This is a genomic window from Streptomyces sp. AC555_RSS877, assembly GCF_019049245.1.
GTDB lineage: Bacteria > Actinomycetota > Actinomycetes > Streptomycetales > Streptomycetaceae > Streptomyces.
In genome coordinates this window covers 88409-104666 of sequence record NZ_JAGMUK010000216.1, presented here as the reverse complement: position 1 = coordinate 104666, position 16258 = coordinate 88409, and the positions used below count along the sequence as shown (strand labels likewise).

The following is a 16258-nucleotide window of genomic DNA, read 5'->3' as shown; positions in this document are numbered from 1 at the left end:
CGACAGGGGCCCCGTCCTCACCGAAGGACGGGGCCCCGAGCGCCGTACCGCTACTCCGCCTTGATCGCCGCCAGCATGTTCAGCCGGGCCGCCCGCCGGGCCGGCCACAGCGCCGCCAGGACGCCCACGGTCGCCGCCAGGAGCAGGAAGACCGCCATCCTCGCCCACGGCAGGACGAGTTCGTACGTCGCCAGGCTCGCGCCGAGGAGTTCCCCGGCCGCCCAGCCGAAGAACACACCGAGGCCGATGCCCAGGATCCCGCCGAACAGGCAGATGACCAGGGACTCCAGACGGACCATCCGCTTGATGCCCTTGCGGTCCAGGCCGATCGCGCGGAGCATGCCGATCTCCTGGGAGCGTTCGAAGACCGACATGGCCAGGGTGTTGATGACCCCGAGGACCGCGATGAGCACGGCCATGGCCAGCAGGCCGTAGAGCATGTTCAGCATCAGCGTGAACATCTGGGCGATCTCGTTGGAGAGATCCTTCTTGTCCTGGACCTTGATGGCCGGGTTGGCGCCGAGGGCCTTCTCCAGCTTGTCCTTCGTCGCGCTCGACGCCCCGTCGGACGTCTTGACCATCACCTGCATGTCGGCCGGGTCCGTCTGGTGCGGGGAGAGCGTGGCGTTGTCCAGGATGATGCCCTGGATCATCTCGTTGCCCTCGTAGACCCCGGCGACCCTCAGTTCCTGCTTCTTGCCGTCCTCGTAGGCGACGGTGAAGCGCGAACCCGCCTTCCAGCCGTGTGAAGTGGCCGTCCTGTCGTCCACGACGACCTGCGTGCCGCCCACCTCGAAGGCGCCGCTGTCGACCTTCAGGTCGGTCAGTTCGCGGATCGTGCCGCCCGTGACGCCGGTGAGGTACTCCGTCTCGCCGTCGATGCGGGACGGCGCGTTGCGCAGCGGGCTGGTGGCGGTGACGTCGTCGACCCGGCCCAGCTTCTTCTCGACGTCCAGGGACAGTTCGTTGCCGTTGGCCATGGAGACCACGTAGTCCGCCCGGATCGCGGACGCCGCCATCTTGTCGATCGACTTCTGCAGGCTGCCGGCCATCACCGTCATGCCGGTGATGAGGGTGAGGCCGATCATCAGCGCGGAGGCCGTGGCGGCCGTACGGCGCGGGTTGCGCACCGAGTTCTGGCGGGCCAGCTTGCCCGAGACGCCGAACACGCGCAGGAGAGGTGCCGCGGCCGCGATCAGCGGGCGGGACAGCAGCGGGGTGAGGATGAAGACGCCGATGATCAGGAGGACGGCGCCCAGACCCATGGGGGCCTGACCGTCCGAGCCCGACATCGTCGTGGCCGCGAGGACGACCGCGACACCCGCTCCCGAGAACAGCGCCCCCAGCGTGTTGCGCAGCACCAGCGACTTGGCGGTCGCCTGTGCGTGCACGCTGCTCATCGCCGCCACCGGCGGGATCTTCGCCGCCCGGCGGCCCGGCAGCCAGGCCGCCAGCATGGTGACGAGGACACCGACCGCGAGGGCCGCGAGGACGGTGCCGGGCGTGACGATCAGCGGCCCGTCCGGGACGGTCGCGCCGAGCGAGCCCATAAGCGACCGCAGTCCCGCGCCGATGCCGACGCCGGCGGCGAGGCCGGTCACCGCGGCGACCACGCCGACCACGAACGCCTCGACGAGGACGGAACGGGTGACCTGCCGGCGCGAGGCACCGACGGCCCGCAGCAGCGCCAGTTCCTTGGTGCGCTGGGCGACCAGCATGGTGAAGGTGTTGGCGATGATGAACGTGCCGACGAACAGCGCGATGCCCGCGAAGACCAGCAGCCCCTGCTTCAGCCCGGACATCGAGGCGGAGATCGCCTCCGCCTGACTGTCGGACAGTTCCTGCCCGGTCGTCGTCTCGACGGTGTCCTTCGGCAGCGCCTTGTCCAGCTCCGCCTTCAGCGCCGCCTGGCTGACGCCCGCCTTCGCCCTGACGTCGATCTGGTCGTACGTGCCCGCCTTGCCGAACAGCCGCTGGGCCGTCGCCGTGTCGAAGAGGGCGAGGCTGCCGCCGGCGGCGACGTTGCCGTCGTCGGTGGTGAAGATGCCGGTGATCTCCGGGTCGAGCACCGGGCCGTCCACCGAGATCCGTACGGTGTCGCCGACCTGGTATCCGGCGCGCTTCGCGGTCTCGGAGTCGATGAGGACCTGGCCCGCGCCGCTCGGCGTGCGCCCGCTGACCAGCGGATACCGGGGGTCCTTGGTGCCCCAGTAGTTGCCGCCCTGGGACTGGAAGCCGCCGCCGATCAGCTTGCCGTCCTTGTCGGCGATGGCGGTGAAGCCGTTGACCACGCCGATGGCGGAGGCGGCCCCCGGCACCTTCGTGCTCTCGTCGAGCAGCGCCTGGGTCAGCTCGGCCCGCTTGCCGACGGTGTCGCCCTTGTCCTCCTGGAGTTCGGCCTCCACGGCCACGTCGACCTGGTCGAAGCCCTTGGCCGAACTCTTCTGGTAGGCCTCGGAAATGGTGTTGGTGAAGACCAGGGTCCCCGACACGAAGGCCACGCCGAGCATCACGGCGAGCACGGTCATGAGCAGTCTGGCCTTGTGCGCGAGTACGTTGCGCAGGGCGGTGCGGAACATCAGCTGGTACGGCCCTTCGCGTCGAACTGCTTCATGAAGTCGAGGACCGACTCCGCAGTGGGGCCGTACATCTCGTCGACGATCCGCCCGTCCGCCAGGAACACCACCCGGTCCGCGTACGCCGCCGCCACCGGGTCGTGGGTCACCATCACCACCGTCTGCCCGAGCTCCCGTACGGAGTTGCGCAGGAAGCCCAGCACCTCGGCGCCGGAGCGCGAGTCGAGGTTTCCGGTCGGCTCGTCACCGAAGACGATGTCGGGCCGGGACGCCAGGGCGCGGGCCACGGCGACGCGCTGCTGCTGGCCGCCGGACAGCTGGGAGGGGCGGTGGCTGAGACGGTCGGCCAGGCCGACCATCCCGATCACCTTCTCCAGCCACTGCTTGTCCGGCTTGCGGCCCGCGATGTCCATCGGGAGGGTGATGTTCTCCAGGGCTGTCAGGGTGGGCAGCAGGTTGAACGCCTGGAAGATGAAGCCGATCTTGTCCCGGCGCAACTTGGTCAGCTGCTTGTCCTTCAGCGAGCCCAGCTCGGTCTCGCCGATGCGCACCGAACCGGAGGAGAAGGTGTCCAGGCCGGCCACGCAATGCATCAGCGTGGACTTGCCGGACCCGGAGGGGCCCATGATCGCGGTGAACTCGGCCTGCCGGAAGTCGACGGAGACCCGGTCCAGGGCGACCACCTGGGTCTCGCCCTGTCCGTAGATCTTCGACAGATCCGTGGCGCGCGCGGCCACGGTGGTGGCCCGGCCGGCGATGGATGCGGTGGTCACGAGTGGGCACTCCTGAAGGACGAGGGGTGGTCGGAGGGACGACATCCATCGTCCGTGCCGCCCGCCGCCGTGTAGTCACCCGCTGTTCCGGTTCTGAAGGCAGACTCGGGTCGGACCAGGGGCCGCCGCGTCATACCTGGGGATGACGGCCACCCCTGACAGATGCAGAGAACAGGTGGAGCCCCCTCGTTCGGGCGGTGAAATTCCGTCATTCCGCATGCGAGGCCCGAGGGCACGCGCAAGGCTATTGGCAAGTGCGGATGGCCTGTACCGGGTGCTGATGCACCCTCAGGCATCAATAAAATAAGACAACATGGGGCCGCCCTCCCGATGACGGGGGGAAGGAGCCCGATAGGCTCGGAACCTCGATGCGGAGCCCATGGCCTGCCCGGATGGTGGAATGCAGACACGGCGAGCTTAAACCTCGCTGCCCCTTCGCGGGCGTGCCGGTTCAAGTCCGGCTCCGGGCACTTCCGAGACCTGTGCACCCTCCATTGAAGAGTTCACCGCTCGACCGTTGACAGCGGGCGCATGCGGTCGGAAACTCATGTCGCGAAGCAAGTGAAGAAAACTTCACTATGCGAACATGAATCGAAAGGGAGGCGGGTCGATGCGCACCACCGTCGGCATCATCGGAGCGGGCCCCGCCGGCCTCCTGCTCGCCCGGCTGCTCCACAACGCAGGCATCGGCTCGGTCGTCCTGGAGAGCCGCGACCGCGCCTACGTCGAGCAGCGGCAGCGGGCCGGAATCCTGGAGCAGGGCACGGTGGACGTGCTGCGCGCGGCCGGCGCCGGCGAACGCATGGACCGCGAGGGCCTGCGCCACGACGGCATAGAGCTGCGGTACGCCACGAAGCGCCACCGCGTCGACTTCCCCGCCCTCACTGGCGGCCGGTCGGTGATGGTCTACGCCCAGACCGAGGTCTGCAAGGACCTCATCGCCCTCCAGCTCAAGGAGGGCGGCCCGCTGCTGTTCGAGGCGGAGGCGCTGGCCGTCGAGGGTGCCGACACCGGCAGCCCGCGCGTCCGGTTCCGGCACGAGGGCGTCGAGGACGTCCTGGAGTGCGACTACGTCGTCGGCTGCGACGGCTTCTGGGGAGTCGCGCGCCAGGCGGTCCCCGCCACGCTGTCCCGGACCTTCGAGCGGTCGTACCCCTTCGGCTGGCTCGGCATCCTCGCCGACGTCCCGCCCTCCCACGACGAGCTGGTCTACGCCCACCACGACCGCGGCTTCGCCCTGCTGTCCATGCGCTCCCCGTCGGTCTCCCGGCTCTACCTCCAGGTGCCGGAGGGCACCGACGCCGAGGCGTGGCGTGACGACGACATCTGGGCGGAACTGGAGCGCCGCTTCGAGACCGCCGACGGCTGGCGTCTGAAGCGCGGCCCGATCACCCAGAAGTCGGTCACCCCGATGCGCTCCTACGTCCACGAGCCGATGCGGCACGGCCGCCTCTTCCTGGCCGGGGACGCGGCCCACATCGTGCCGCCCACGGGAGCCAAGGGCCTCAACCTCGCTGTCGGCGACGTCGTCACCTTCGCGAGGGCCCTGGCGCATGAGCAGGAGACCGGCTCGGCCGAGCTGCTCGACGCCTACTCCGAGACCTGCCTGCGCCGCGTCTGGCAGGCCGAACGGTTCTCCTACGACATGACCACCCTCCTGCACCGGGCCCCCGACGCCACTGCCTTCGAGGACCGCCTCCAGCTGGCCCGGCTGGAGCGGCTCGCGTCCTCCCGGGCCGCCGAGACCGACCTGGCCGAGGGGTACACGGGGTTCCCGTTCGGGTGAGGCAAGAGTGAGGACCGCCGTGGCCGGGAATCATGGGGCCGCGTAGCGTGTTGCGCAGCACAACAAGGGAAAGATCCTCCCCAAGCACTAGGGTCATTCCTTTGCCTACCTATTACTCTTGAGCCCAAGGCCCACACACGGTGGCCATGGAGGAGTGAAATGAGGAGCAGCAACCCGGTCTTCTCGCGACGGGGGTTCAGCCGCGACAACGGCTACGCGGGCTTCAACACCGCGCCGCAGGCCGGGGGCGCAGCTGTAGGCACCCAGGGCAACCCGTACGCGCAGCCGCAGGCCGGCAACCCGTACGCGCAGAACCCTTACGCGCAGCAGGACCTTCAGCACGGCGCGCCGCCGCAGGCCCCGGTCACCACCGGCCGCATGACGATCGACGACGTCGTCCTGCGTACCGGCACCACACTCGGCGTCCTGATCGTCACGGCCGCGCTCGCCTGGGCGCTGCTGCCGATCGACGACGCCAACATCGGCCGTTCGTACGGCATCGGCATCGGTGCCGCGCTGGTCGGCATGGTCCTGGCCTTCGTCCAGTCCTTCAAGCGCAAGGCCTCGCCCGCGCTGATCCTGATGTACGCCGCGTTCGAGGGCGTCTTCCTCGGCGTCCTGTCCAACATCGTCGACAACCGCATCGCGGACGGCGCGGCCATGCAGGCCGTGATCGGCACCATGGCGGTCTTCACCGGTGTGCTGGTGGCGTACAAGGCGGGCTGGATCCGCGTCAACCGCCGGTTCGTCGGCTTCGTGATGGCGGCCGCGCTCGGCTTCGTCCTGCTGATGATGGTGAACCTGCTGTTCGCCGTCTTCGGCGGCGGTGACGGCCTCGGCTTCCGCAGCGGCCCGCTCGGCGTGATCTTCGGCGTCGTCGGCATCCTGCTCGGCGCCTGCTTCCTCGCCCTGGACTTCAAGCAGGTCGAGGACGGCATCGCGTACGGCGCGCCGCGCGAGGAGGCGTGGCTGGCGGCCTTCGGGCTGACGCTGACGCTGGTGTGGATCTACATGGAGTTCCTGAGGATCATCGCGATCCTCAACAGCAGCGACTAGTGGCAGCGACTGGTAGCGACCAGCACGCACCGCGTGCGTGAAAGGGCCCCGGGTTCCGTCCCGGGGCCCTTTTCGTGTGCGCGCCTAAAGGAGTTTGCGCGCCGCCCTCCTCAGGTCGTACTCGTGGACGATCGCCTTCGCGTGGCCGTACGCGAGGTCGTGTTCGTGGCGAAGCCAGCTGACCTTCTCCTCGAAGCGGAAGAGAGAAGGGCCTTCTTCGACAGTGCGCAGCCAGTCGGAGACTTCACGACCGGTGCAGTGGGGGATGCGGGCGAGCATGTTGCGGTGGGTCTCCTCGGAGAGGACGTGGGACATCGGCGCCTCCGGACGCAAAGGGGATGTAAGCCGGTCCTTCAGGTCACCGTGCCTGAGCGTTCGCCCGTTGGCAACAGTCCCGGTGGGGCGCGTACTCTCGCGGCGTGGTGGATACGACGCGTCTGTGCCGTGCGGTGGATCACTTTGCCGATCGTCTCCGGGCCGCCCCGCAGAGCCGGCTGCAGCGGGGCGCTGCCGCTGAGGCTCTGGGGCTGGCCAGGGAGTTCGCCCGGTGGGCGCAGGAAGTGGAGGAGCCCGGGGCCGAGCCCCGGGAGATGCCCGACGCGGGGATGTTCGCCGCCGCCGATCAAATCACCGTCGCTGTGCATGACTTGGCCCTCGTACTTACGGACGAGGGCCAGGTCGATGATGCGGTGCGGCTGGTGGAGGAAGCGCAGAAGAGGGCGGGCGTGTGAGCCCGGGTGAGCCCTAGAGGGACGCTATGACCCGGTCGGCCAGGATGTAGACGTTCTCCTCGCCGCACGCGAAGGTCAGGGTGTAGGCCCCGGAGACGCCCGAGCCGCCCAGCAGGGTCGGCGTCTCACCGGCGTGCAGGGCCGACGCCAGGCGCTCCGCCGTCTCGCGGTGCCCCGGCGTCATGCAGAGAGTGGTGCCGTCGGCGAAGACGTAGACGTCGAGGGTGCCCAGGGGGCCCGGGCGGACGTCGGCGAGCTCGACCTGGGACGAGGCCAGTTCCTCCAGCGTCGCCACCGTGCGCTCGTGGTCGTTGACCACCGGTGACGAGACCGGCACGAAGTCCGGGTGGGAGGGGTGGCGGCGGCGGGCCGCGGCCAGTTCCGCGGACTCTCCCCCGAAGGAGGGGGCCCCGGCGGACTCGTCGGCATCGGCGCCGTGCTCGGCGACCGGCTCCAGGCCCACGAAATCGGCCTGCCGGGGCAGGAACAGCTCGCTGTCGGGCAGACCCAGCAGTGAGGGCGCGTCGGAGGCGTCACGGGCCTCCTGCGCGGCCCAGAAGGCGCGGGCCTCGGCGAGCTCGCGCTCACGCTCCTCGGCGAGGGCCTCGGCCACGGCGGCACGTATCTCGTCGACGTCGGCGGAGTGGCGGGCGGCCGGCACGCGGCCCCGCGCCGCGGCGGCGTTCCCCGCGGCGAGTTCGGCGTGCAGGGCGGCGACCTGCCGGCGCAGCACCATGAGGGTGCGCAGGACGGCGACGCCCACGGCGCCCGTGGCGACCGTGGTGACCAGCAAGGCGATCGGCATGGCGCTCACTGACGTACTCCCGGTTCAAAGTCGACCCCCGACTTCCTACATCAGCTTGAAGGGCGGACTAACCCGCTGTCAGTGCGTAACGTCACGAAACGGACATGATTTTGGGGCTGTTGTTCGGGGGTGAAGTAGCTCTGACCTGCGCACCTCCCTCTCGGAAGGGAGATAGGTCACATCCTGAGGGAGATTGGATCACAAATCGGCCCAGAACCCTGGCGGTTCAAGGGTTCTGGGCCTGACGGTGACGGTGGGTCCCCGTGCGACTACGGCAGGTTGGTCAGCTCAGGCGCTCGATGACCATCGCCATGCCCTGGCCGCCGCCGACGCACATCGTCTCCAGGCCGAACTGCTTGTCGTGGAACTGGAGGGAGTTGATGAGCGTGCCGGTGATGCGGGCGCCGGTCATGCCGAAGGGGTGGCCGACCGCGATGGCGCCGCCGTTGACGTTCAGCTTCTCCGGGTCGATACCGAGGTCGCGGTAGGAGGGGATCACCTGCGCGGCGAACGCCTCGTTGATCTCGACCAGGTCGATGTCGCCGATGCCGAGACCGGCGCGGCGCAGCGCCTGCTGGGACGCATCCACCGGGCCGAGGCCCATGATCTCGGGGGAGAGGCCGGAGACGCCGGTCGACACGATGCGGGCGAGCGGGGTCAGGCCGAGCTCGCGGGCCTTGGTGTCGCTCATGATGACGAGGGCGGCGGCGCCGTCGTTCAGCGGGCAGCAGTTGGCGGCGGTGACCATGCCGTCGGGGCGGAAGACCGGCTTGAGGCCCTGGACGCCCTCCAGGGTGACGCCGGCACGCGGGCCGTCGTCCTTGGAGACGACCGAGCCGTCGGGGAGGGTCACCGGGGTGATCTCGCGCTCCCAGAAGCCGTTCTTGATGGCTTCCTCGGCGAGGTTCTGCGAGCGGACGCCGAACTCGTCCATGTCCTGGCGGGTGACGCCCTTCATGCGGGCCAGGTTCTCGGCGGTCTGCCCCATCGCGATGTACGCGTCCGGGACGAGACCGTCCTCGCGCGGGTCGTGCCAGGTGGTGCCCTCCTGCTGCGCGATGGCCTCGGTGCGGGCCTCGGCCTCGGCGAAGAAGGGGTTGTGCGTGTCGGGAAGGCTGTCGGAGTTGCCCTTCACGAAGCGGGAGACCATCTCGACACCGGCCGAGATGAACACGTCGCCCTCGCCGGCCTTGATGGCGTGCAGGGCCATGCGGCTCGTCTGCAGCGAGGAGGAGCAGTAGCGGGTGACCGTGCAGCCGGGGAGGTGGTCCATCCCCATCTGTACGGCGACGATGCGGCCCAGGTTGTTGCCCTGCTCGCCGCCGGGCAGGCCGCAGCCGAGCATCAGATCGTCGATGTCCCTCGGGTCCAGCTCGGGGACCTTGGCCAGGGCGGCCTGGATGATCGTGGCGGTCAGGTCGTCGGGGCGCAGGTCCTTCAGGGAGCCCTTGAAAGCGCGGCCGATGGGGGAGCGGGCGGTCGAGACGATCACGGCTTCGGGCATGACGGCTCCAGTCAAGAAGGGGCGGCGCGCAGCGCCTCGTTGAGGGGCGGTGGTCGGGCGAGGGGTGGGCGTACGAGGGTTGTGCAGGGCTGTGTGGGAAGTTACCCGTACGTATGGTCAGGGTCACGCTTAGAGCAGTGTGACCCTGACCGCAATTTACTAAGCGCTTGCTTGGGTCTCCGGTTCGACTGCCGCGACCCGCCGCCTACGGCGCCGCTTGAGCAGTGCCCACGGCCCCTTCGGCCCGGTCGGCATCGCGGCCGCGACCTCCGTGCCCGGCTCCGACGCCGCCTCGGCGGCCGCGCGCGCGACCGGCAGGAAACCCTCGCGGCGGGAGGCGTCCGGACGCTCCTCCTCGGCCGGCCACAGGCCCAGCGCGGCGCACACCGTCGGCAGGACGGCCATCGCCGCGGTGGCGTAGCCCTCCGCCGAGGGGTGGTAGTTGTCCGGGCCGAACAGCTCACGCGGATTCGCCGCGAACTCGGGACCCAGCAGGTCGCCGAGCGAGACGGTACGGCCGCCCTGCTCGACCGCGCCGATCGTCTGGGCGGCCGCCAGTTGCCGGGACGCCCGGCGGGCCAGCCAGCGTAGCGGCTGCTGCACGGGAGCGATCGTGCCCAGGTCGGGACAGGTGCCGACCACCACCTCCGCGCCGGCCGTGCGCAGCCGTCGTACCGCCGACGCCAGATGGCGTACCGAACGGGTCGGCGGCATCCGGGTAGTCACGTCGTTCGCGCCGATCATGATCACGCAGATGTCCGGGATCCGGGCCGGGTCCGCCAGGACCAGCGCCACCTGGCGGTCCAGGTCGTCGGAGGTCGCCCCGGGAAGGGCGACGTTACGCAGTACCACCGGTCGTTCGGCCACCGCCGCGAGCCCCGACGCCAGCAGCGCGCCCGGCGTCTGGCCGCTGCGGCGGACTCCCTGGCCGGCGGCCGTGGAGTCGCCCAGCATCACCAGGCGCAGGGGCGGTTCTCCGGGGGCGGTGTAGGAACTGCCGTACCGGCCCTCCGCCTGTGGGACGTGCGGCGCCGTCCCGTTGCCCACCTGGCGCTTGGCCAGCTGCACCTCCGCCAGCACCAGGCCCATGGCCGCCGCGCCGACCAGACCGATCCCACCGCCGCCATACGCGGCGCCGGCCGCGATCCGCCGGGCCACCCTCGCCCTCGACATGCTCGTCATGCGTCGCCGCCACCTCCTTGTGTCCGTACATCCACTCCTTGCCCCGTACGGACGGTCGCCCAATCTCAACGGGGAGTGAACGACCGTCACGGATCCCTGGGAGGCCATAGGCTGGCGGAACCAAACAGGACCACTTTTTTGCAAGCATCCGGAGACAACGGTGCAATTCCACGACTCGATGATCAGCCTCGTCGGCAACACCCCGCTGCTGAGGCTCAACAGCGTGACCAAGGGCATTCGGGCGACCGTCCTGGCCAAGGTGGAGTACTTCAACCCCGGCGGTTCCGTGAAGGACCGCATCGCCCTGCGCATGATCGAGGCGGCCGAGGAGAGCGGAGCGCTCAAGCCCGGCGGCACGATCGTCGAGCCGACCAGCGGCAACACGGGTGTCGGGCTGGCCATCGTGGCCCAGCAGAAGGGGTACAAGTGCATCTTCGTGTGCCCCGACAAGGTGAGCACCGACAAGATCAACGTGCTGCGGGCGTACGGCGCCGAGGTCGTCGTCTGCCCGACCGCCGTGGACCCGGAGCACCCCGACTCCTACTACAACGTCTCCGACCGGCTGGTCCGTGAGACGCCCGGTGCGTGGAAGCCCGACCAGTACTCCAACCCGAACAACCCGCTCTCCCACTACCACTCGACCGGCCCCGAGCTGTGGGAGCAGACGGAGGGGAAGATCACCCACTTCGTGACGGGCGTGGGCACGGGCGGCACCATCTCCGGCACCGGCCGCTACCTGAAGGACGCCAGCGACGGCAGGGTCAAGGTCGTCGGCGCCGACCCCGAGGGCTCCGTCTACTCCGGCGGTTCCGGACGGCCGTACCTCGTCGAGGGTGTCGGTGAGGACTTCTGGCCCACCGCCTACGACCGGACCGTCGCCGACGAGATCGTGGCGGTGTCGGACAAGGACTCCTTCCAGATGACCCGCCGGCTGGCCAAGGAGGAGGGCCTGCTGGTGGGCGGCTCCTGCGGGATGGCCGTCGTCGCCGCGCTGAAGGTCGCCGAGCGGCTCGGGCCCGACGACGTCGTGGTCGTCCTTCTTCCCGACAGCGGGCGCGGCTACCTCAGCAAGATCTTCAACGACGAGTGGATGGCCGACTACGGCTTCCTGGAGGACGAGGGCCCCAGCGCCCGCGTTGCCGACGTCCTCAACGACAAGGAGCACGGCGCCATGCCGTCCCTCGTCCACATGCACCCGGACGAGACCGTCGGCCAGGCCATCGAGGTGCTGCGCGAGTACGGCGTCTCGCAGATGCCGATCGTCAAGCCCGGCGCCGGTCACCCGGACGTGATGGCCGCCGAGGTCGTCGGCTCCGTCGTCGAACGTGAACTGCTCGACGCGCTGTTCACCCAGCGGGCCTCGCTCGACGACCCGCTGGAGAAGCACATGTCCGCCCCGCTGCCCCAGGTCGGCTCCGGCGAACCGGTCGCCGACCTGATGTCCGTACTGGGCGTGGCCGACGCGGCGATCGTCCTCGTCGAGGGCAGGCCGACCGGCGTCATCAGCCGGCAGGACCTGCTGGCCTTCCTCGCCAAGGGCGGTAAGTAGGACCCCGCGTTCACGGCGGGATCCGCCGGGCGGGGCCCGGGCGGAAACGCCCGGTGAACTGCGGGTGTCCAGGGCGGACTTGCGGTTCGCCGGCCGAAGTTCGGACTTCGCAGAAGTGGTACGAGGGCGTCACGTCCACGCAGCACACGCTTAACACGGGTCCGGCACATTAGTGGTTGTCGGCAGGGCGGGAGCGGCTCCCCGCCCCGGCCGACACCGAAAACGGCGTCACGGACCTCCGGAGCGGCTCCCGGACCTCCACAGACGCCCAGGACGCGGAGTCTGGCCCTGACCCGGCCCGCGTCCCTCGCGGGGACCGCCGTCGTCCCGCCCCCCGGCAACGGGGGTGCGGCGGTCCCCGCGCATAGCTTTTTCGCGGGTCTTCTTCAGCGGGTTCCTCAGTGAGTTTTCCTCAGCGGGCCTGACTGGTCGACCAACTTCCCAGCAGTGCCAGCCGCTCCGCCGTCTCCGAACCGGGTTCCGGCGTGTAGACGACGATCGTCTGCTCCGGGTCCGCCGGAACCGTGAGCGTCTCGTACGGAAGGGTGAGCAGGCCCGCCACCGGGTGGCGGACGCGTTTCACCCCGAACCGGCACTCCCTGATCTCGTGGTCCGCCCACAGCCGGCGGAAGTCCTCGCTCTTGAGGGAGAGCTCACCGATCAGGGCGGCCATCCCGGGCTCGTCGGGGTGGTGGCCGGCGTTCAGATGCAGCTGGGCGACGGTCTGCGCGGCCACCGCGGACCAGTCCGGGAACAGGTCGCGGGCGGCGGGATCGAGGAAGACCTGACGGGCGACGTTGCGCTCGCCGGCCGTCATCAGACCGAAGCCGCTCAGGGCGTCGGCGAGGGCGTTCCAGGCGAGGACGTCCAGGCGGCGGCCGACGACGAACGCCGGGACCCGTTCCATGCCGTCCAGGATCAGCTGGACGCCGGGGCGGACGCGGGGCGCCGCGGGGCGGCGGCTTCTGGTCCGGGACGGCCGGGCCACCGTACGCAGGTAGGCGTGCTCCGTCTCGTCCATGTGCAGGACGCGCGCGATCGCGTCCAGGACGGCGTCCGACACGGACGGCCCCCGCCCCTGTTCCAGCCGGATGTAGTAGTCGACGCTCACTCCGGCCAGTTGCGCCACCTCCTCGCGACGCAGTCCCGGGACCCGGCGGCGCCCGTACGAGGGCAGCCCCACCTCCTCGGGCTGGATGCGGGCCCGACGTGAGCGCAGGAAGTCTCCGAGTTCGCCGTCCATGGGGGCGAGCCTAGGCGAGGGCGGGACCGGGAGCCTGGTACTGGCAGACCCAGGACAAGCTCATCCCTGGGTGGCCCGGGCGGGGCGGACGAGTGTGGGTGTCGTCGCCGGACGGACCGGAGGCGAGTGAACACCCGAGGAGTCCTTCATGTCGTACGAGAACCTGGCCGGACGTACCGCCGTCGTCACCGGTGCCGCCAGCGGGATCGGCGAGGCGGTCGCCGTGCTGCTGGCCGGGCAGGGGGCGCGGGTCGCGCTGCTCGCCCGGCGCTCGGAGCGGCTGGAGGCGGTCGCGGAGAAGATCCGGGCCGACGGGGGACAGGCGCTGGCCGTGGTCGCGGACGTCACCGACGACGCGTCGGTGGAGGCGGCCGCGGCCCGGATCCACGAGGCGTACGGGCCTGTCGACCTGGTCGTCAACTCCGCCGGCGTCATGCTGCCCAACCCGATCGAGGCGGGCCGCATCGACGAGTGGCAGCGGATGCTCGACACGAACGTCACCGGCGTCCTCAGGGTCGTCCGCGCCTTCACCGGCGACCTGGTGGCGACGGCCGCGGAGGGCCGTACCGCGGACCTGGTGAACATCTCGTCCGTCGGCGCGCACCTCTCGTTCCCCCACTACGCGGTGTACTGCGCCACCAAGGCCGCGCTGACCCACCTCTCCCAGTCGCTGCGCACCGAGTTCGGGCCGCGTGACGTCCGGGTCACCAACGTCGAGCCGGGGCTGACGGACACCGAGCTGAAGACCCACATCGACAACGCGGAGCTGTCCGGGCAGCTGGACGGGATGTTCGACACGCTGGGCGGGCTGGCGTCCGAGGAGGTCGCGGATGTGGTGGCCTACGCGGCGAGCCGGCCGCGGCGGGTCAACCTGCGGCAGATCATGGTGCTGCCCACCCGGCAGGCCTGAACCCTGGCCGCTCGGTCACTCCTCCCAGTCGCTGTCCTGGGACGATCCGCGCCTGCGGGGGCGGAACAGGCCCGGGTTGGCGCGGGCGGCCTGGACGGCGTTCACCCCGACGATGCCGATCCAGGCGACGATCAGACCCGGCAGGTGGGCGACGCCGCCGCCGATCGCGGACAGCGGGATCGCCAGCACCAGCGAGACGAGGCCGAAGCCGAAGCGCTCGCCCCAGGAGTCGGTCGGCTTCGGCGACCGCGAACCCCGGGCCACCACCATCTGCTGCTCGGCCATCTGCCGGCGCACCCGCCGCTCCACGGCGCCGTCGATCCGCTGGTCGACCTTCTCCAGGAACGAGTCGACCAGCGCGGACTCGTACTCCACGCCCAGTTCCCTGCGCGCCTGCAGGGTGGCGTCGAGTTCCTTCTTGAGTTCCGTGTCCTGCGCGTCCATTCCGGTCATGCGATCCACGGTAAGGAGCCGGAACGGCTGCCGCACTGGGGTTATCCCCCCGGTTCGGTGGGGGGTGCTCAGGCCTTCCGCGTCAGGCCGTGTTGCTCGGCGTACGCGTTCGCCACGTCCTCGGGGTCCTTCTTGTCCTTGTCGACCTGGCGGTTGAGCTCGGTGAGGTCTTTTGTGGTCAGGATGTTGCCGAGCTCGGCGAGGGCCTTGCGGACCGTGGAGTCGGCCTTGCGGTCGGCGATGAGGGGGACGATGTGCTGGCCGGGGATGAGGTTCCTCGGGTCGGTCAGCACGACCCAGTCGTTGGCCACGATGTCGGTGTCCGTGGTGAAGAGGTTCGCCACGTCCACGTCGCCCTTCTTCAGGGCTCCCTTGACCAGCGGGCCGGAGGAGTCGAGGGACTTGAACTCCTTGAACTCCACCCCGTACACGTCCTTCAGGCCGATCACGCCGACCTCGCGCTTCTTGACCTCGGGCGCGGCGCCGATGACCAGCTTGCCGTTCTGCTTCCTGAGGTCGGCGAGGGAGGTCAGGCCGTACTTCTTGGCGGTCTCCTGGGTGACGGCGAAGGCGTCCGAGTCCTCGGCCATGCCGTACGGCAGCACCTGGAGGCCGGCGGGCAGGGCGATGGCGAGGGCGTTCTGCATCTCGCCCTCCTCGGTCGCGGTCGCCTTCGGGGCGAGGTAGTGCAGGAGGGCGCCCTGGTACTCGGGGAGGAGGTCGATGTCGCCGCCCTTGAGGGCGGGGATGAGGATCTCGCGGGTGCCGAGGTTGGGGCGGACGGTGGTCTTCACGCCGGCCGCCTGCAGTACGGCGGCGTACAGGTATCCGAGCACCTGGTTCTCGGTGAAGTTGGCGGTGCCGATGGTGATTCCGCCCTTGCTGGAGCCGCTGCCACCGGAGGTGGAGCCCTGGCTGTCGAGGGACGTGATGCCGCTCGCGCAGGAGGAGAGGGCGGGGACGGAGGCGGCCGCGAACAGGCCGCCGAGGAGCGTACGACGATTCATTCGGGGTTCCCTAGGCGGTGCGGTGGGTGCGGTGGCGGAAGAGGAAGCGCTGGAGGCCGGCGAGGCAGAGGTCCAGGGCGACGGCCACCGCGGCTACCAGCACCGCGCCGCCGAGCACCTGCACGAGGTCGCGCTGGGCGAGGCCGTCGAAGACGTAGCGGCCCAGGCCGCCGAAGGAGACGTACGCGGCGATCGTGGCCGTGGCCACCACCTGGATGAGGGCCAGGCGCAGGCCCGTCATGATCAGGGGCAGGGCGAGCGGGAACTCCACCTGGAGCAGGACCTGGTGGCCGCGCATGCCCTGGCCCCGCGCCGCGTCCTTCACGTCCGGGTCGACGGCGGTCATCCCGGCGTAGGTGTTGGTGACGATCGCCGGGACCGCCAGGGCGACCAGGGCGACGTACACGGGCAGCATCGACAGACCGCCGGCCAGGAAGACCAGGACGACCAGGCCCACGGTCGGCAGGGCGCGGCCGAAGGACGCGAGGTTGATGGCGAGGAACGCGCCGCGGCCGGTGTGGCCGATCAGCAGGCCCAGCGGGAGGCCGATGACGGTCGCGATGAGGGTGGCCAGGAGCGAGTACTGGAGGTGTTCGGCGAGGCGGTGGCCGATGCCGTCCGAGCCGGACCACTGGGCGCCGCTGGTCAGCCAGCCGCCGAGGTCGGAGAAGAGTTCGTACATC

General features: G+C 70.1%; 15 protein-coding genes and 1 tRNA gene. 6 read left to right on the top strand and 10 right to left on the bottom strand.

Annotated features, from left to right (window positions below; translation table 11 throughout):
- Nucleotides 1-50 precede the first annotated feature (50 nt).
- Together KUM49_RS42985 and KUM49_RS42980 are read right to left on the bottom strand one after the other, a co-directional pair.
- The gene (locus KUM49_RS42985; RefSeq protein WP_217242378.1) at nt 51-2579 is read right to left on the bottom strand and encodes an ABC transporter permease; all 2529 of its coding nucleotides are present in this window, start codon (nt 2577-2579) and stop codon (nt 51-53) included.
- The gene (locus KUM49_RS42980) at nt 2579-3349 is read right to left on the bottom strand and encodes an ABC transporter ATP-binding protein (protein WP_217242377.1); all 771 of its coding nucleotides are present in this window, start codon (nt 3347-3349) and stop codon (nt 2579-2581) included. The genes KUM49_RS42985 and KUM49_RS42980 overlap by 1 nt, the downstream gene beginning before the upstream one ends.
- A 386-nt stretch (nt 3350-3735) precedes the next feature.
- Between KUM49_RS42980 and KUM49_RS42975 the strand changes: the two genes are divergently transcribed.
- The 3 genes from KUM49_RS42975 to KUM49_RS42965 all read left to right on the top strand — a co-directional run bounded on the left by KUM49_RS42975 (nt 3736) and on the right by KUM49_RS42965 (nt 6191).
- Nucleotides 3736-3819, top strand: a tRNA-Leu gene (locus KUM49_RS42975).
- 140 nt (nt 3820-3959) lie between these two features.
- Nucleotides 3960-5135 (top strand): 4-hydroxybenzoate 3-monooxygenase, encoded by a 1176-nt coding sequence (locus KUM49_RS42970; RefSeq protein ID WP_217242376.1) that lies wholly within the window; start codon nt 3960-3962, stop codon nt 5133-5135.
- 159 nt (nt 5136-5294) lie between these two features.
- A complete protein-coding gene (locus KUM49_RS42965; RefSeq protein WP_217242375.1) occupies nt 5295-6191 on the top strand; it encodes a Bax inhibitor-1/YccA family protein in 897 nt (298 codons plus the stop codon).
- Nucleotides 6192-6275: 84 nt separating this feature from the next.
- Here KUM49_RS42965 and KUM49_RS42960 read toward each other — a convergent pair whose 3' ends face one another.
- On the bottom strand, nt 6276-6506 hold the full coding sequence (locus tag KUM49_RS42960; RefSeq protein ID WP_217242374.1) for a DUF4287 domain-containing protein: 231 nt from the start codon (nt 6504-6506) through the stop codon (nt 6276-6278).
- Between the two features lie 134 nt (nt 6507-6640).
- Here KUM49_RS42960 and KUM49_RS42955 point away from each other — a divergent pair, with 134 nt between their 5' ends.
- Complete coding sequence (locus KUM49_RS42955) at nt 6641-6922, top strand: hypothetical protein (RefSeq protein WP_217242529.1); 282 nt, start codon at nt 6641-6643, stop codon at nt 6920-6922.
- A 13-nt stretch (nt 6923-6935) separates the two neighbouring features.
- Here KUM49_RS42955 and KUM49_RS42950 read toward each other — a convergent pair whose 3' ends face one another.
- The 3 genes from KUM49_RS42950 to KUM49_RS42940 form a co-directional block, all read right to left on the bottom strand.
- Nucleotides 6936-7736 carry a hypothetical protein gene (locus tag KUM49_RS42950; RefSeq protein WP_217242373.1) on the bottom strand — a complete coding sequence of 267 codons (801 nt, stop codon included), beginning with the start codon at nt 7734-7736 and terminating at the stop codon, nt 6936-6938.
- A gap of 274 nt (nt 7737-8010) precedes the next feature.
- Entirely contained in the window at nt 8011-9231 is a 1221-nt protein-coding gene (locus KUM49_RS42945) for an acetyl-CoA C-acetyltransferase (RefSeq protein ID WP_217242372.1), read from the bottom strand.
- A gap of 159 nt (nt 9232-9390) precedes the next feature.
- Entirely contained in the window at nt 9391-10413 is a 1023-nt protein-coding gene (locus KUM49_RS42940) for an SGNH/GDSL hydrolase family protein (RefSeq protein ID WP_217242371.1), read from the bottom strand.
- A 160-nt stretch (nt 10414-10573) separates the two neighbouring features.
- Here KUM49_RS42940 and KUM49_RS42935 point away from each other — a divergent pair, with 160 nt between their 5' ends.
- A complete protein-coding gene (locus tag KUM49_RS42935; RefSeq protein ID WP_217242370.1) occupies nt 10574-11962 on the top strand; it encodes a cystathionine beta-synthase in 1389 nt (462 codons plus the stop codon).
- Between the two features lie 412 nt (nt 11963-12374).
- On the opposite strand, the gene KUM49_RS42930 is transcribed toward KUM49_RS42935, so the two are convergent.
- On the bottom strand, nt 12375-13205 hold the full coding sequence (locus tag KUM49_RS42930; RefSeq protein WP_217242369.1) for a helix-turn-helix transcriptional regulator: 831 nt from the start codon (nt 13203-13205) through the stop codon (nt 12375-12377).
- A gap of 148 nt (nt 13206-13353) precedes the next feature.
- On the opposite strand from KUM49_RS42930, the gene KUM49_RS42925 reads away from it, so the two are divergent.
- Nucleotides 13354-14115 carry an SDR family oxidoreductase gene (locus KUM49_RS42925; protein WP_217242368.1) on the top strand — a complete coding sequence of 254 codons (762 nt, stop codon included), beginning with the start codon at nt 13354-13356 and terminating at the stop codon, nt 14113-14115.
- Nucleotides 14116-14130: 15 nt separating this feature from the next.
- On the opposite strand, the gene KUM49_RS42920 is transcribed toward KUM49_RS42925, so the two are convergent.
- From KUM49_RS42920 to KUM49_RS42910, 3 genes are all read right to left on the bottom strand, one after another.
- Entirely contained in the window at nt 14131-14559 is a 429-nt protein-coding gene (locus tag KUM49_RS42920) for a hypothetical protein (protein WP_217242528.1), read from the bottom strand.
- Between the two features lie 77 nt (nt 14560-14636).
- On the bottom strand, nt 14637-15575 hold the full coding sequence (locus KUM49_RS42915) for an ABC transporter substrate-binding protein (protein ID WP_217242367.1): 939 nt from the start codon (nt 15573-15575) through the stop codon (nt 14637-14639).
- Nucleotides 15576-15585: 10 nt separating this feature from the next.
- Nucleotides 15586-16257 (bottom strand): ABC transporter permease, encoded by a 672-nt coding sequence (locus KUM49_RS42910; protein ID WP_217242366.1) that lies wholly within the window; start codon nt 16255-16257, stop codon nt 15586-15588.
- Between the last annotated feature and the right edge of the window lies 1 nt (nt 16258).

Coding starts and splice junctions, on each gene's coding strand:
- KUM49_RS42985 (WP_217242378.1), bottom strand. CDS start 2,579: ATGTTCCGCACCGCCCTGCGCAACGTACTCGCGCACAAGGCCAGACTG.
- KUM49_RS42970 (WP_217242376.1), top strand. CDS start 3,960: ATGCGCACCACCGTCGGCATCATCGGAGCGGGCCCCGCCGGCCTCCTG.
- KUM49_RS42965 (WP_217242375.1), top strand. CDS start 5,295: ATGAGGAGCAGCAACCCGGTCTTCTCGCGACGGGGGTTCAGCCGCGAC.
- KUM49_RS42960 (WP_217242374.1), bottom strand. CDS start 6,506: ATGTCCCACGTCCTCTCCGAGGAGACCCACCGCAACATGCTCGCCCGC.
- KUM49_RS42945 (WP_217242372.1), bottom strand. CDS start 9,231: ATGCCCGAAGCCGTGATCGTCTCGACCGCCCGCTCCCCCATCGGCCGC.
- KUM49_RS42940 (WP_217242371.1), bottom strand. CDS start 10,413: ATGACGAGCATGTCGAGGGCGAGGGTGGCCCGGCGGATCGCGGCCGGC.
- KUM49_RS42930 (WP_217242369.1), bottom strand. CDS start 13,205: ATGGACGGCGAACTCGGAGACTTCCTGCGCTCACGTCGGGCCCGCATC.
- KUM49_RS42925 (WP_217242368.1), top strand. CDS start 13,354: ATGTCGTACGAGAACCTGGCCGGACGTACCGCCGTCGTCACCGGTGCC.
- KUM49_RS42920 (WP_217242528.1), bottom strand. CDS start 14,559: ATGGACGCGCAGGACACGGAACTCAAGAAGGAACTCGACGCCACCCTG.
- KUM49_RS42915 (WP_217242367.1), bottom strand. CDS start 15,575: ATGAATCGTCGTACGCTCCTCGGCGGCCTGTTCGCGGCCGCCTCCGTC.
- KUM49_RS42910 (WP_217242366.1), bottom strand. CDS start 16,257: ATGTACGAACTCTTCTCCGACCTCGGCGGCTGGCTGACCAGCGGCGCC.